This is a genomic window from Streptomyces sp. NPDC042002 (genome assembly GCF_055588305.1).
This window is the reverse complement of sequence record NZ_JBVJCT010000005.1, coordinates 331920-347159: the sequence shown is the minus strand read 5'-3', so window position 1 is coordinate 347159 and position 15240 is coordinate 331920. Positions and strand designations below refer to the sequence as shown.

Sequence of the window (15240 nt, the reverse complement as noted above, 5' to 3'; positions counted from 1 at the left end):
GTTACGCCAGATGTGGCATCCGGGGGATGCCGGGTGAACGGCGAGGGGCGGGCCGGTGTCCGGCCCGCCCCTCAAACACGTCCGGGACCTGCCTACTTGACCGCGCCCGCCATCACTCCGGAGACGAACTGCCGCTGGAACGCGAAGAACACGGCCAGCGGGATCACCATCGAGATGAAGGCGCCCGGCGCCAGCACATCGATGTTGTTGCCGAACTGGCGTACCTGCGTCTGGAGCGCGACCGTGATGGGCTGGCTCCCCGAGTCGGAGAACACCAGCGCGACCAGCATGTCGTTCCACACCCACAGGAACTGGAAGATGCCCAGCGAGGCGATGGCGGGACCGCCGAGCGGCATCACGACCCGTACGAACAGGCGCAGTTCACCCGCGCCGTCCAGCCGGGCCGCCTCCAGGAGCTCCCGCGGGATCTCCGCGAAGAAGTTCCGCAGCAGGAACACCGCGAAGGGCAGGCCGTATCCGACGTGGAAGAGGACCACGCCGGTGATCGACCCGAAGACGCCTATCTTCCCGAAGAGTTCGGCGATCGGGATCAGCGCCACCTGAACCGGCACGACCAGCAGACCGACCACGCCGAGGAACCACCAGTCGCGGCCCGGGAACTCCATCCAGGCGAAGGCGTATCCCGCGAGCGAGCCGATGACGACGACCAGGAGCGTCGCCGGGACCGTGATCAGCACCGTGTTGAGCAGCGAGTTGGTGATGTCGCTGTTCTCCAGGAGCTTCTGGTAGCTGTCCACGGTGAGCTGCGAGGGCGTGGTGAACACCTTCCACCAGCCGCTCGCGCTCATGTCCTCGGGCCTGCGCAGCGAGGACAGCAGCAGCCCGATCGTCGGCACCAGCCAGAACAGGCCGACGAGCAGCAGGAAGACGCGGACGACGCCCCCGCCGGCACGGCTCGCGATCCGCGAACCGAGTGAGGGCCTCGCCCTGTTCACGGCCGTGGCGGGTACGGTCTCCGCCAGCCGTCCGGCATGCGTGGTCATCGCCGCACCTCCCGCCTCAGCCTGCGAACGTTGCTGTGTCCTCCCGGGGGACGACCCCCGGACCCCCGGCCGGAAAAGAGGCTTGGGCTCACCGCCGCACCTCCCGCCTCAGCCTGCGAACGTTGAACAGCATCACCGGGATCACCAGCAGGAGCAGGAACACCGCGATGGCGCTCGCGATGCCCGGCTGGTCCTCCGAGAAGCCCTTGCGGTACAGCTCCAGGGCCAGCACGTTGGCGTCGTCCTGGGAGGAGCCCGGCGCGATGATGAAGACCAGGTCGAAGACCTTCAGCACATTGATCATCAAGGTCACGGCGACGACCGCGAGCACCGGCGCGAGCAGTGGCACGGTGATCCTGCGGAACACCTGCCACTCGTTCGCCCCGTCGACCCGGGCCGCTTCGAGCAGTTCGCGCGGCACACCCGCGAGCCCCGCCGCGATCAGCACCATCGCGAAGCCCGCCCACATCCAGACGTAACTGCCGATGATGGCGGGGGTGACCAGGGACGGACCCAGCCAGTCGACGCCGTTGTACGGCTCCTTGAAGTTGCTCGCCGGGAGCCGCAGCCGGGCTCCGTCCGCCTTGCCCGAGAGCGAGAACGTGCCGTCGTCCCCGGCCTTCGCCGTGTCGACGACCCTGCCGTCCTTGACCGCCTCGATCCTCATCCCGGAGTAGCCCAGTTCGCCCGCGTCCACCTGGCCCAGCCGGCCGACGCCCTTGCCGCGGGTGAAGTCCTGCCAGGCCGTCCCGGTGATCCTGCCGGGCTCGGACGCGGCCCGGACGGCCTTCTTGGCGCCGCCCGGCAACTGGTCCGGGGCGACCCCGACGAGCGGCAGGGTGACGGACTGCCCGGTGTGCACGGCCCCCCGGGTGACGAAGCCGCCCTTCTCCGCCTCCAGCGGCGACTGCCGGCCCGGGTGGGCCTTCGGGAACGCCGACGACGGGGCGAAGGTGTCGTGCACCCCCACCCACACCGCGTTCGCGACCCCCTTGGCCGGGTCCTGGTCGTACACCAGCCGGAAGATGATGCCCGCCGCGAGCATCGAGATCGCCATCGGCATGAAGACGACCAGTTTGAACGCCGTTCCCCAGCGCACCCGTTCGGTGAGCACCGCGAAGACCAGCCCCAGCGCGGTCGCGACCGTCGGGGCGAACACCACCCAGATGATGTTGTTCTTGAGCGCGGTGCGGATGCCGTCGTCGGTGAACAGCGCCTTGTAGTTGTCGAACCCGGCGAATCCGTCGCCCTGTTGGTCGTAGAAGCTGCGGACGACCGAGTACCCGATCGGGTAGACCACGAGCGCGCCGAGCAGCACCAGGGCGGGCAGCAGGAACAGCGCCACCACCGCCTTGCGGGTCCCGGTCACGCTCTTGCGTGTACGGGCCGGGGGCACCGGTGCGGTGCCCCCGGCCGTTGCCGACGTCATGGCCGGATCAGCCCTTGTAGGCCGCTGCGGCGTCCGATTCGAGCTTCGCCTGTGTCCCCGCCACGTTCTTCGGGTTCTTCAGGAAATCCTGTAGGTCCTTCCACTCGCCCTTGCCGGGCGTTCCGCCGAAGGACTGCGGGGCCTGGTCGGACATGTCGAAGCGGAAGTCGTCGCCGGCCGCGATCAGCGCCTTCGCCATGGACCGCTGGACGGCGTTCGGATAGGCGGACTCGGCCACGTTCTTGTCGGGGGAGAGATAGCCGCCGAGCTTCGCCCAGATCGTCGCCGCGTCGGGCGAGGCGAGGAAGGTCAGCAGCGCCTGGCCCGCCTTGGACTCCTTCAGCAGCACGGCCGCGTCGCCGCCGCTCACCACGGGCGCCTTGTCACCCACGGCCGGGAACGGGAACACCTTCGCGTCCGTCCCGATCTTCGCCTTGGTCTCCGCGATGTTGACGCCCACGAAGTCGCCCTCGAAGACCATGCCCGCCTTCGGCTGGTCGCCGCCGGTGAACGTCTGGGTCACCGAGGCCGGGAACTCCGTCTGGAGCGCGCCGTCCGGGCCGCCCGCGATGTAGTTCTTGTTCCCCCACAGCTGGGCGAGCGTGGTCAACGCGTCCTTCACGGACGGATCCGTCCACTTGATCTTGTGCTGGGCGAGCTGGTCGTACTTCTCGGGGCCCGCCTGGGAGAGATAGATGTTCTCGAACCAGTCGGTGAGCGTCCAGCCGTCGGCGCCGCCGATCGAGACGGGGGTGACACCGGAGTCGTAGATCGTCCGCGCGGCGGTCAGGAACTCCTTCCAGGTCTTGGGCTCCTTGGCCCCCGCGTTCTCGAAGACCTTGGTGTTGTACCAGACCAGCGACTTGTTGGCGGCCTTGAAGTACACGGCGTACTGCTTGCCGTCGACCTTGCCGAGGTCCTGCCAGCCCTGTGAGTAGTTCTTCGTCAACTGCGCCTGCGCGTCCGCGCCGACGGGCTTCGCCCACTTCTTCTCGACGGCCTGCTTGACCGCGCCGACCTGGGGGAGCAGCGCCACGTCCGGGGGCGCTCCGCCCGCGATCTTCGAACCGAGGAAGTTGATGATCGGGTCCTGCGCCGGTACGAAGGTGACCTTCGCGCCGGTGCGCTTCTCGAACTCCGCCAGCACCTTCTTGAAGTTGGCCTGTTCCGCCCCTGTCCACACGGCGGCGACTTCCAGGGTGGCGCCGTCGAGCTTGGGGAGGGTGACGGAGCCCGAGTCGGTGCCGCCGCTCTGCGTACCCGTGCCGCTGTTGTCTCCCTTGTCCTTGCCACCGCCGCTGCCACCGCAGGCCGTGAGCGTGAGAGCACCCGCGACGACGGCGGCCGCGGCGGCCTGTGCGGCTCTGCGCGAGCGGCGCGTGGAGTGATCGGGCGACCTGCGTATCTGAGGATTGCTGCGCATCACTGCCCCGTTCTTCGTTCTTCGTTGAACGTCAAAGCGGCTGCCCCGTGGGCTCCGGTCTACGCCAGGTCGCTCGGGGGCGGCAAGACCGCCGGTGCTGTCAAGTAGGCGATCGTGATTGGGTCGTGACGTGAGGTCAGGGAAACCGAAGCGCACAAAAGAGGTATGCCGGTTTGCCCCGTGACCCCGGCGCGCGCACCGGCGCCGGGCCCGGCGCGGTGACGCGCGGGGCCCGAAGAGGCGCCGTGGCACGCGGGGGCCGCGGCACTGCGCGCCCGCGCCCGGCGTGACGCGTGCTCCGCAGCACCGGGTGACCCGTGAGGCGCGGGCTGGAGCAGCGCGCGCCCCGCGACGCGGGGGCCGCAGCAACGCGCCCCGTGATGTGCGGGCAGGAGCAGCGCTGCGGGTTGGAGTAGGGCCGGTCCCGTGACGTGCGGGTTGGAGCGGTGCCGGTCCCGTGACGCGCGGGTTGGACCGCGGCCGGTCCCGACGCGCGGGCTACAGCAGGGACGGCATCTCGACCGCGGAGACGGAACGCGCGGCCCGCTCCAGGGCGCTGGCGAGCAGGGCCAGGTCCGTCGGACCGTTGCCCAGCTCGCGGACCGGGCGGCGGGCCGGCGGGTCGCCCATGCGGTGCCACTCCAGGGGGACGACCGTGGGTCGGAGCGTGGCCGTACGGGGAATGCGCCCCGTGACCCGCCCGCCCTGGAACGGCGTCTCCCGGCCGTCCGGACGCAGCAGCCGGCCCCGCCCGGGGGCGGGTTCCTCGGGTCCGGGCGACGGTGCTTCGAGAGTGACGCGCAACGCGGCGGAACGCGCCAGTTCCGACGCCCCCGTACGGCCGCCGACACCGGACGCGGCCACGAGGTGCACCCCGAGCCGGTCCCCTTCCCGGGCGACGGCCTCCAGCGCCCGTACGACCGAACCGGCCGCCGGGCGTCCCGGGGACCCGAGCGGTGGTGACAGCAGGGCGTCCAGATCGTCGACGACCACGACCAGGCGGGCCAGCGCGGGCCCCGGCTCGGTCCGCTGCCGTGCGGCGGCGGGCCGCAGCCGCAGCGTCGAGCTGGCCGGTGTGTCGAGGTCCGAGGCGCCCAGGGACGAGGTCCCGGCCGAGCGCTGGGCCACGATCCGGCCGGGGACCGTCCGCCCGGCGTGCCACTCCGCGAAGCCGAGCCGGCCCAGCAGCTCGGACCGCCGCTTCAGCTCGGCACTCAGCGACTGGGCGAACTCCCGCATCCGTACAGGGTCGTTGGCCGTCAGGTGCGTGGTGACGTGCGGCAGGTCCGTGCAGACCTGAAGTCCTTCCCCGCCGTTCGCCGCGCCATGACCTCCCGTGCCGTCGCGTCCGTCCATCAGGACTATTCCGAGCCGGTCGGGCCGTTCGGCGGCGGCGAGGGACGCGGCGACCGAGCGCAGCAGTTCCGTACGGCCGCTGCCCGGCGGGCCCTCGATCAGCAGGTGCGGGCCCTCGACGGGCAGGTCGACGGCGACGGGTCCGCGCGGTCCGGCGCCGAGCACGGCCCGTGCCCGTCCGCCGAACGCCTCGGAGTCGTCCGCGGCGTCCGCCCAACGCGCCATCAGGGAGGCGGGGGTGGCCCGCGCCAGCCCCAACTCGTCGAGCAGGCGCGCCATCTGGGGCAAGGGCGCGGACACGCGCGTGTGCCGGTCCCCGAGCGCTCCGTCCGTCCGCAGCGGGGCGAGGGACCGGGCGAACCGCTCGGCCCAGGCGAGGGACACGGCGTCCACGGCGGCGACGGTGCCATGGCCCACGGGGCCGCGCGGCGGCTGTCCGGCCATGCCGGAGGACGTACGGACCGTGCGCGGCGCGGTGGTGCCGGCGGGTCCCGCACCGCCTCCGGAACCCGTTCGCCCCGCGGCTCCGGGGTGAGGGATGCCCTTGTGGGTGGATCCGTCGTGCCGGGGACCGGAGTGCGACGGCGCGGTGTGCGTGGGCCCGGAGCGCGGTGATCCGGTGTGCGCGGGCCCGCGTCCGGTGCGGTCGGGTCCGGCGCTGGTGGGTCCGCCGTGCCGGGAGTCGGCGTGGAAGGCTCCCGCGTGCGGCGCGCCCTCCGGGGAGCGCTCGCCGGTACCGCCCGGTGCCACCCGCATCAGCCGCAGCGCCGTCGCCACGTCCCCGCTGAGCAGCGCCACCGCCCCGCACTCGCGGAAGGCCGGCGAGGCCGCGCAGGCCGCCTCGTACGTCTCCGTCACCGGCGACGCGGGCGACGCCGCCGCGGTCTCGGCGAGGCACACCAGATGGATTCCGGCCCGCGCTCCCTCGTGCGCGAGGCGCATCACGGCCTCCCGTACGTCGGCGCTCCCGGGGTCGCCGTCCACGACTACCACCGTGAACGGGCCGTCGTAGCCGTCGTCCGTGTCGTCGGCGCGTGCCCAGGAGGGACGCCGCACCGGGCCCCGCGGGCCGTCGTCGCCGACCGGGGCGACACGCCCGTCGTCGTCATGCGTCCCGGACCGGGCGGCCGGAACGGTCGCGCCCGCGCTTCCGGGCAGCGGGCCACGGCTGCCCGGCGCGCCCTCCGCCTCCGCGAGGCGGTCCTCCAGACGGCGCAGGAGTTCGTCGGTGCGCGCCGCCGCCTGCTCACGGTCGTACGCGAGAAGGAGACGGCAGTCCTGGCCGTGGGCGGGACGCAGATGCGGGAGCCAGCCGAGCCAGGACCACTCGGCGCTGCGCTCCTCCACCGTGCGGGCCCGGTCGGTGCTGATGAGGACGATTTCCAGGGTGTCGGGGGAGTGCAGCGCGGCGAGCTGCGCGACGACCGCGCGGGCCAGCCCCGCGAGACGCGCCCGCGGTCCGGCCAGGCCCAGTGAGCCGGCCTCCCGGAGCCCGGCGGTCACCGGCACCGCGGGGAGCAGGCCCGAGCCGTCCGGCGCCGCCCGGTCGGCCGTGCCCAGCCGCACCGTCAGCGCCTCGGGGTGTCCTGGACCCCGCTCCCACAGCCGGGGACCCGGGCCCAGCGCGGTGAGCAGCAGGGTCGCCGGGTCGGGCCAGCTCTCGGGCGAGCGCCGTACCGCGGGAAGGAGTTCGTCCACCGCGACGGCTCCGTCGTCGTACGCCTCGCGCGCGGTCCCGGCCGGTCCGCCGCGGCCGCCGGCCAGCCGCCGGGCCCACGCGCCGATGCCGCCCCGCCTGCGCTCCCCCGGCGGGATGTCCGTGCCCCGCGTCGGCGTGCCTTTGCGCGCACCCGGGATGCCCGCTCCGAAGGTGCCGGACGCGTCGGCGGCCCGGGGGCCGGAGTTCCCCGCGTTCGCGGTCTCCGTTCCGTGCCGTCCACCGGAAGTCTCCGCGGGCCCGTCGGCGCGACCCGCCCCGCGCGTGGAGGCAGCGGGGCCGGAACCGCGGCCCTCCGCCGTCGTGCCTGGCGGCCTGCTCTCGATCCGGGGTGCTCCGCCCTGCTCCGGGACGGCGGGGGGCACCGCCCGTCCGTGCTCCAGCGCTCCGGGGACGCCGCCACCGGAGGCCCCCCACTCCGCGGTCCCGTACGCGTGATGCGTCTCGCCCATGGGCGGCAGAGCACCGCCCTGCGCGAGGGAGGCGCTCTCCCCGCGCGCGTGGGGGACGGCACCGCGCGGCTGCCGCGGCGCATCCGGCGCCGAGGAGGGCGCGCCCGGCCGGGCGGCGGTCCCGGCGCCCGCCCGGTCGCCGTGCCCATCGAATCGGTCGGACCCGTCGGACCCGTCGACCCCGGAGGGACCGTCCTCGGCCGACCCGGCCCGTACTCGCACATGGCCTTCGCCGTCCGGCGCCGTCTCCACGACGCCCGGGCCTCCCGGCGGGGCGAGCCGCAGGGCGGACTCGCCGACGCGCAGCAGCGCGCCCTCGGTGAAGGGGATCGGACGGCCGCCGACGCGGGAGCCGTCGAGTGTCGTGCCGTTCGTGGAGCCGGTGTCGGCGACCGAGACGCGGCCCTCGGGGGTGACCGTGATCGCGCAGTGCAGGCGGGACACGTCCGGGTCGTCCAGGGGCACGTCGGCGTCCGCGGAGCGGCCGATGCGGATCTGGCCGCCGTGCAGCAGGTGCACACCGCCGGCGTCGGGTCCGGCGACCACATGGAGCTGGGCCGAGACGGTGTCCAGGTCGGGACCGGGCTCGGCGGGCGCGCCCAGACAGAGCACGGCCCCGTCGGTCAGCGGCGGCTCGCCGAGTGTGCAGCGCTGGGCGTCGAGCCGCTCCGCGCCCGCGTAGAGCACGATCTGGCCCCCGCCGGGCTCACGGCCCCGCTCGCCCTGGGAGGTACCCCCGCCGCTTCCCCCGACCGCCGCGGCCAGCCCCGACGCGACCGCGGCCAGCGCCGTCCCGGCGGGCGCGGTGACCAGCACATCGCAGGCCGTGGCTCGCCCCCGCGGTTCCGAGGGCGGGCCCAGCGGGTCTACGACGGTCAGCCGGATCTGCATCGCCGTCAGGGGTCCCTTCCGCGCAGGTGTCCGCGACGAGGACGAGGCTGCGCTGCGGTCCCCCACCGCAGATTCCCCCACCGCACACGGGCACGTCGGCCAGTACTGGAGGCATCCTCGCACCTGCCACTGACAACACGCCCGCCCCCCACCCGTAAGTGATCTTGATTGGTCGGCTCTGCCCGTAAAAGTGCCTGACCAATGCCCGCCGGGTGTCCGCTTGAGATCGGTCACGCCCGGCCCCGGCAACCAACCGACCGGAGTGAGCGTCTTTCCGTCGAACACGAGCGAGCGACTTTCCGTGGACCCTGGTCCGTGGACCGTCGAACAACAACGGGGACGCATACGTAAGCGCTTATGCGGACCACAGGTGCGCATGGGACCTATGGGAAAGCACACGAGGAGGACAGCCCTGTGCCGGGCAGGGCGGCACTACAGTGGGTCGGAAACTCCTGTACCACGGTGATCACGGTGGACGGACCAGGCAGAGCAAGCAACAGGGAGCGCATGACGTGCGGCCGGTAGGGAGCAAGTATCTCCTTGAGGAGCCGCTGGGGCGCGGCGCCACAGGCACGGTCTGGCGAGCCCGCCAGCGGGAGACCGCGGGCGCCGAGGCGGCCGTCGCCGGCCAGCCCGGCGAGACCGTGGCGATCAAGGTCCTGAAGGAAGAGCTCGCGAGCGACGCGGACATCGTGATGCGGTTCCTCCGGGAGCGGTCGGTGCTGCTGCGCCTGACCCACCCGAACATCGTGCGCGTACGCGACCTCGTCGTCGAAGGCGATCTCCTCGCCCTCGTCATGGACCTGGTCGACGGCCCCGACCTGCACCGCTACCTGCGCGAGAACGGGCCGTTCTCGCCCGTCGCCGCCGCCCTGCTGACCGCCCAGGTCGCCGACGCCCTCGCCGCCAGCCACGCCGACGGCGTCGTGCACCGCGACCTGAAGCCCGCGAACGTCCTGCTCAAGCAGGACGGCGGCGGGATGCACCCGATGCTGACCGACTTCGGCATCGCGCGGCTCGCCGATTCCCCCGGCCTCACCCGCACCCACGAATTCGTCGGCACGCCCGCGTATGTCGCCCCGGAGTCCGCCGAGGGACGCCCGCAGACGTCCGCCGTCGACATCTACGGCGCGGGCATCCTGATGTACGAGCTGGTCACCGGGCGCCCGCCGTTCGCCGGCGGATCCGCCCTCGAAGTGCTCCACCAGCACCTGAGCGCCGAACCGCGCCGCCCCTCGACCGTCCCTGACCCGCTGTGGACGGTCATAGAGCGCTGCCTGCGCAAGAACCCCGACGAGCGGCCCAGCGCCGAGAACCTCGCGCGCGGACTGCGCGCCGTCGCCGCGGGCGTCGGCGTGCACGCGACCCCCGCGCAGATCGCCGCCGCCGACGGCGTGGGCGCCCTGCTGGCCCCCGACCCGGCCCCGGCGCCCGTCCCGGGCATGCCCGGCGCGGCCGACCCCACGCAGGTGCTTCCGCAGGGCGCGGGCTCCTACGACCCGTACGGCGCGACCAGCGTGCTGCCGCACACCTCCGGCGCCGCCGACCCGACCGCCGTGCTGCCGCCCGTGCCGCAGCACCAGCCGGGCGGACCGGGCGGACAGCCCGGCCAGGGCGAGGACCCGCACCCCTGGCAGAACCAGCTCCGCGCGGCCCGCGACCGCAACGAACAGACGCAGGTCCAGTACCTCGACCCGAACGAGGACCCGCTGCGCCGCCGCCCCCAGCGGCAGGTCGCACGGCCGCAGCAGCAGCCCCAGCAGCAGCGTCCGCAGCGAGGCCAGCAGCCGCCGCCCGGCTACGGATACCCGCAGGGGCAGCAGCAGCAACAACAGCAGCAGCAGTACGCGCCGCAGCACCAGCAGCAGCCGCAGCGCTACGCCCCCGAGCCGCAGCGGCAGCCCCAGCCGCAGCGGTACGCGCCCGAGCCGCAGCGGCCCCAGCAGCCCGCGCCGCGCGAGCCCAGGCAGCGAGGCGCCAACCCCATGAAGATCCCGGGGCTGGGCTGCCTCAAGGGGTGCCTGTTCACGATCATCATCCTGTTCGTCGCCGGCTGGCTGGTCTGGGAGTTCAGTCCTCTCCAGCACTGGATCCACTCCACCAGGAGTTTCTGGGGCGAGCTGACCCACAGGTACGACCAGGTCAGCAGTTGGATCGGCGATCTCGGCTCGAACACCTCCTCGGGCAACTGACTCTGGGGATTTGTCGATATCTGACGGGTGATTTCGGTCTCGGGAGTGAAGGTTGGCTCCGCGGGCGCGTACTTTAAGCGGCAACACGCGTCTGTAGGAGCAGTCTTGGCACGCAAGATCGGCAGCAGGTACACCGCGCACCAGATCCTGGGGCGGGGGAGCGCCGGCACGGTGTGGCTGGGCGAGGGACCCGAGGGGCCCGTCGCCATCAAGCTGCTGCGCGAGGACCTCGCGTCCGACCAGGAGCTGGTGGGACGCTTCGTGCAGGAGCGCACCGCACTGCTCGGTCTCGACGATCCCCACGTGGTGGCGGTCCGCGACCTGGTGGTGGACGGCAACGACCTCGCCCTCGTCATGGATCTCGTACGGGGCACCGACCTGCGCACCCGGCTCGACCGGGAGCGGCGGCTCGCCCCCGAGGCCGCGGTCGCGATCGTCGCCGACGTCGCGGACGGACTCGCCGCCGCGCACGCCGCCGGCGTCGTCCACCGCGACGTGAAGCCCGAGAACGTCCTGCTCGACATGCAGGGCCCGCTCGGCCCCGGCGGCTCCCACCCGGCCCTCCTGACCGACTTCGGTGTGGCCAAGCTCATCGACTCACCGCGCCGGACCCGGGTCACGAAGATCATCGGTACGCCGGACTACCTGGCACCCGAGATCATCGAGGGCCTGCCGCCGCGCGCCGCCGTCGACATCTACGCGCTGGCGACCGTGCTCTACGAGCTGCTCGCCGGTTTCACGCCCTTCGGGGGCGGACACCCCGGCGCGGTCCTGCGCCGCCATGTCACGGAGACCGTGGTCCCGCTCCCGGGCATCCCGGACGAGCTGTGGCAGCTGATCGTGCAGTGCCTGGCCAAGGCGCCCGCGTCCCGGCTGCGGGCGTCCGAGCTGGGGGCGCGGCTGCGGGAGCAGCTGCCGATGCTGGCCGGGATGCCGCCGCTGGACGTGGACTCGCCGGACGCGGAGTCCGAGGACGGGGACGAGGAGTACGAGGAGACCGCGGCGCCGTCCGCGCCCGCGGCGGCACGTGAGCGGCGCGGGGCCGTCCCCCTCGTGCCGGGGGCCGCGCCCGACTCGAACCGGGACACGCACACCTCGATGCGGGTGCCGGCGCCCGACGAGCTGGCCGGCGGGGCCCGGGGAACGGCTCGGGCGCCCCGCGCCGCGGGCGCGCCCCGGCCCGGGTCCGCCCGGCACCGTGCCTCCGCCCGCCGGCGGCGGATCACGCTGGGGGCGGCGGCGGTCGTCCTGGTCACCGCGGTGGGCGTCGGCACCTGGCTCGCCACCTCCGGTGACGGCGCCGACGCGACCCCCCAGGACACGAAGAACTCGGCCCCGGCCTCCCCCTGACCTCCCGGGCAGGGGCGAGGCGAGGCCCCTCGGGGGCGAAGGGCGAGGCCCGGTTGTCGTAACCGTTACGCTGGAGGCGTGGCAGTCGTCGATGTATCCGAAGAGCTCAAGTCCCTCTCCTCGACCATGGAGTCGATCGAGGCCGTCCTGGACCTCGACAAGCTGAGGGCAGATGTCGCCGTGCTCGAGGAGCAGGCGGCCGCGCCGTCCCTGTGGGACGACCCGGACGAGGCGCAGAAGATCACCAGCAAGCTGAGCCACCTCCAGGCGGAGGTCAGGAAGGCCGAGGCGCTCCGCGGGCGTATCGACGATCTGAGCGTGCTCTTCGAGATGGCCGAGGAGGAGGACGACCCGGACACCCGTGCCGAGGCCGATGCCGAGCTCGTCTCCGTCAAGAAGGCGCTGGACGAGATGGAGGTCCGCACGCTCCTGTCCGGCGAGTACGACTCCCGTGAGGCCGTCGTCACCATCCGTGCCGAGGCCGGCGGCGTCGACGCCTCCGACTTCGCCGAGAAGCTCCAGCGCATGTACCTGCGCTGGGCCGAGCGCCACGGCTACAAGACGGAGCTCTACGAGACCTCGTACGCGGAAGAGGCGGGCATCAAGTCCACCACCTTCGTCGTCCACGTGCCGTACGCGTACGGCACGCTCTCCGTGGAGCAGGGCACGCACCGGCTGGTGCGCATCTCGCCGTTCGACAACCAGGGACGCCGCCAGACGTCCTTCGCCGGTGTCGAGATCCTGCCGGTCGTCGAGCAGACCGACCACATCGAGATCGACGAGTCCGAGCTGCGGATCGACGTGTACCGCTCGTCCGGTCCCGGCGGCCAGGGCGTCAACACCACCGACTCCGCGGTGCGCCTGACCCACCTCGCCACCGGCATCGTCGTCTCGTGCCAGAACGAGCGGTCGCAGATCCAGAACAAGGCCTCGGCCATGAACGTTCTGCAGGCCAAGCTCCTCGAGCGGCGCCGGCAGGAGGAGCAGGCCGCGATGGACGCCCTCAAGGGCGACGGCGGCAACTCCTGGGGAAACCAGATGCGTTCGTACGTCCTGCACCCGTACCAGATGGTCAAGGACCTGCGCACCGAGTTCGAAGTCGGCAACCCCGAGGCCGTGTTCGGCGGCGAGATCGACGGCTTCCTTGAGGCCGGAATTCGCTGGCGCAAGCAGCAGGAGAAGTAGACACGCGCGAGGCGCGGCGCCGGCGGACTTCTCCGCCTCCCGCGAAACCTCTTTATCGACAAAGGCAACTGCCGTCCACCGGACGGCAGTTGCCTTTGTCGTGGGCCTTGTCCGGGTTTTACGTCACAGTCAGATGTCCGCACGCCAGGCAAACGATGGTGTTCCGGACATCGCGTACGCAACGACCTTGACGCTGCTCTGGAAACTGGGAAGGGTGACGTGTGGCACGCGTATCACCGGGGCGCATGTGAACCGGGGGGCCGACCGAAAACCTCCTGTGACGCCGTGGCTCCGGACGCTGCTCCATTGACGATCAGCTACTGGGGGTAGCAGGCAGATGACCAAGAAGACGCGGATTCTCGCGGCACGAATAGCGGCCGGCGTGGTGATCGCCGCCGGTGCCTCACTGACCGCCGCGGGTGTCGCCTCGGCGACCGCCGCCGACGACCCGACCCCGACCCCGACCATCACGGGTATCCCTGAGTCGCCGGTGCCTCCGACGTCGGAGCCTCCCACCGAGGTGCCCCCGACGTCGGAGCCTCCCACCGAGATACCTCCGACGTCGGAGCCTCCCACCGAGATACCTCCGACCTCGCCGGCCCCGACGGCCGGCACGCCCACCGGGAACCCGACCGAGCCGACGGAGGAGCCGACCTCCGGCTCGTCCTCCGCGCCCGCGGGCGGCACCGGCGGCAACGAGAACGACCCCAACGGTGGGTCCTCCACCCAGGAGGAGGGCTCCTCGGCCCTCACCGACACGGGCTCGGACACCAAGGCCCAGGGCAAGGACGGCGCGCTGGCCGAGACGGGTGCCGGTCAGACCGCGTTCCTGCTCATCGGTGCCGCCACGATGATCGCCGGTGGTATCGGCTTCCGGCTGCTGCCGCGCCTCGCCGGCGGCCGCGGCGGTGCCGCCGCCTGACGGGCACACGCGTGACGAAGGGCCCGGAGCAGCTCGCTCCGGGCCCTTCTCGTGTCAGGGGTCCTTCTTCGGGTCAGGGGCGGCCGGCGGGGCCGCTCGGCGCGTCCGCGCGGCTCTCACACCGTCTGGTGGGCCACCAGCGCCAGCGCCGCGATCAGTACCGCGAGCAGGGCGATCAGTGCCATGGGGTTCAGTCCCGCGAAGGGGCTCTCCTGCTGGAGCCGTTCCCGGTTCGCGCGGCAGACGGGGCAGCGGCCCTCGCTGACGGGTGCCGCGCAGTTAGCGCATACCAATCGGTCGTACGTCATGCGCCGGCCCTCCTTGCGACGTCTCCGCGCACGCAGCGTTCTCGCGTACACATCGCTCTCTTAACGCTTCGGCGAACGCAACCGTTCCCTTACCACTGTGCCAGGTTCCGCGGATTTCGGCGCGGCTCGCCCTATCCTGCCCCGCCCGGAGAGCCGTCAGCCGTTCGGATCCGGTGTGAATCGCGCCTCAGATCCCTGACAAATCGTGCAAGCCGCGCGCAACCCCGTACGCCGACTGCGCTCGTACACCCGGTTCGCGTATGGTCACGCACACCTACCCCCGGCGACCCGTGGTGCACCCGTGATCCGATTCGACAATGTCTCCAAGGTCTACCCCAAGCAGACCCGCCCCGCTCTCAGGGATGTCTCCCTGGAGGTCGAGCGCGGAGAATTCGTGTTCCTCGTGGGGTCCTCCGGCTCCGGAAAGTCCACCTTCCTGCGGCTGATCCTCCGCGAGGAGCGGACCAGCCACGGTCAGGTGCACGTCCTGGGCAAGGACCTCGCGCGCCTCTCCAACTGGAAGGTGCCGCAGATGCGCCGCCAGCTGGGGACCGTGTTCCAGGACTTCCGTCTGCTGCCCAACAAGACGGTCGCCGAGAACGTGGCCTTCGCCCAGGAGGTCATCGGCAAGTCCCGCGGCGAGATCCGCAAGTCCGTGCCCCAGGTGCTCGACCTCGTCGGCCTGGGCGGCAAGGAGGACCGGATGCCCGGCGAACTGTCCGGTGGTGAGCAGCAGCGTGTGGCCATCGCGAGAGCCTTCGTGAACCGGCCCAAGCTCCTCATCGCCGACGAGCCGACCGGAAACCTCGACCCACAGACCTCCGTGGGCATCATGAAACTGCTCGACCGGATCAACCGGACGGGCACCACGGTGCTGATGGCGACGCACGACCAGAACATCGTGGACCAGATGCGCAAGCGCGTCATCGAGCTGGAGCAGGGCCGTCTCGTCCGCGACCAGGCACGCGGCGTCTACGGCTACCAGCACTGATCATCGTCCACGGAAAGGTC

The 15240-nt window shown here is 72.3% G+C and carries 10 protein-coding genes; 5 read left to right on the top strand and 5 right to left on the bottom strand.

The features are described from left to right. Positions 1-92 precede the first annotated feature (92 nt). The 4 genes from ACZ6KY_RS11465 to ACZ6KY_RS11450 form a co-directional block, all read right to left on the bottom strand. Entirely contained in the window at positions 93-1004 is a 912-nt protein-coding gene (locus ACZ6KY_RS11465) for a carbohydrate ABC transporter permease (RefSeq protein ID WP_469310088.1), read from the bottom strand. Between the two features lie 88 nt (positions 1005-1092). Further along, positions 1093-2433: a carbohydrate ABC transporter permease gene (locus ACZ6KY_RS11460; protein WP_469310087.1), complete on the bottom strand. Its 1341-nt coding sequence runs from the start codon at positions 2431-2433 to the stop codon at positions 1093-1095. A 7-nt stretch (positions 2434-2440) separates the two neighbouring features. Then, on the bottom strand, positions 2441-3856 hold the full coding sequence (locus ACZ6KY_RS11455) for an ABC transporter substrate-binding protein (RefSeq protein WP_469310086.1): 1416 nt from the start codon (positions 3854-3856) through the stop codon (positions 2441-2443). Between the two features lie 498 nt (positions 3857-4354). Further along, positions 4355-8272: an FHA domain-containing protein gene (locus ACZ6KY_RS11450; protein ID WP_469310085.1), complete on the bottom strand. Its 3918-nt coding sequence runs from the start codon at positions 8270-8272 to the stop codon at positions 4355-4357. Positions 8273-8784: 512 nt separating this feature from the next. On the opposite strand from ACZ6KY_RS11450, the gene ACZ6KY_RS11445 reads away from it, so the two are divergent. The 4 genes from ACZ6KY_RS11445 to ACZ6KY_RS11430 all read left to right on the top strand — a co-directional run bounded on the left by ACZ6KY_RS11445 (position 8785) and on the right by ACZ6KY_RS11430 (position 13921). Beyond that, positions 8785-10464, top strand: a complete 1680-nt coding sequence (locus ACZ6KY_RS11445) for a serine/threonine-protein kinase (protein ID WP_469310084.1) — start codon at positions 8785-8787, stop codon at positions 10462-10464. Between the two features lie 105 nt (positions 10465-10569). After that, positions 10570-11814 carry a serine/threonine-protein kinase gene (locus tag ACZ6KY_RS11440; protein WP_469310083.1) on the top strand — a complete coding sequence of 415 codons (1245 nt, stop codon included), beginning with the start codon at positions 10570-10572 and terminating at the stop codon, positions 11812-11814. 78 nt (positions 11815-11892) lie between these two features. Next, on the top strand, positions 11893-12999 hold the full coding sequence (gene prfB, locus ACZ6KY_RS11435; RefSeq protein WP_469310082.1) for a peptide chain release factor 2: 1107 nt from the start codon (positions 11893-11895) through the stop codon (positions 12997-12999). Positions 13000-13336: 337 nt separating this feature from the next. Next, a complete protein-coding gene (locus ACZ6KY_RS11430; protein WP_469310081.1) occupies positions 13337-13921 on the top strand; it encodes a hypothetical protein in 585 nt (194 codons plus the stop codon). A gap of 116 nt (positions 13922-14037) precedes the next feature. Here ACZ6KY_RS11430 and ACZ6KY_RS11425 read toward each other — a convergent pair whose 3' ends face one another. After that, positions 14038-14229, bottom strand: coding sequence for a hypothetical protein (locus ACZ6KY_RS11425; RefSeq protein ID WP_028805018.1), 192 nt, complete (start codon positions 14227-14229; stop codon positions 14038-14040). A gap of 301 nt (positions 14230-14530) precedes the next feature. Between ACZ6KY_RS11425 and ftsE the strand changes: the two genes are divergently transcribed. Then, positions 14531-15220: a cell division ATP-binding protein FtsE gene (gene ftsE / locus ACZ6KY_RS11420; RefSeq protein WP_266759363.1), complete on the top strand. Its 690-nt coding sequence runs from the start codon at positions 14531-14533 to the stop codon at positions 15218-15220. The last annotated feature ends 20 nt before the right edge of the window (positions 15221-15240 follow it).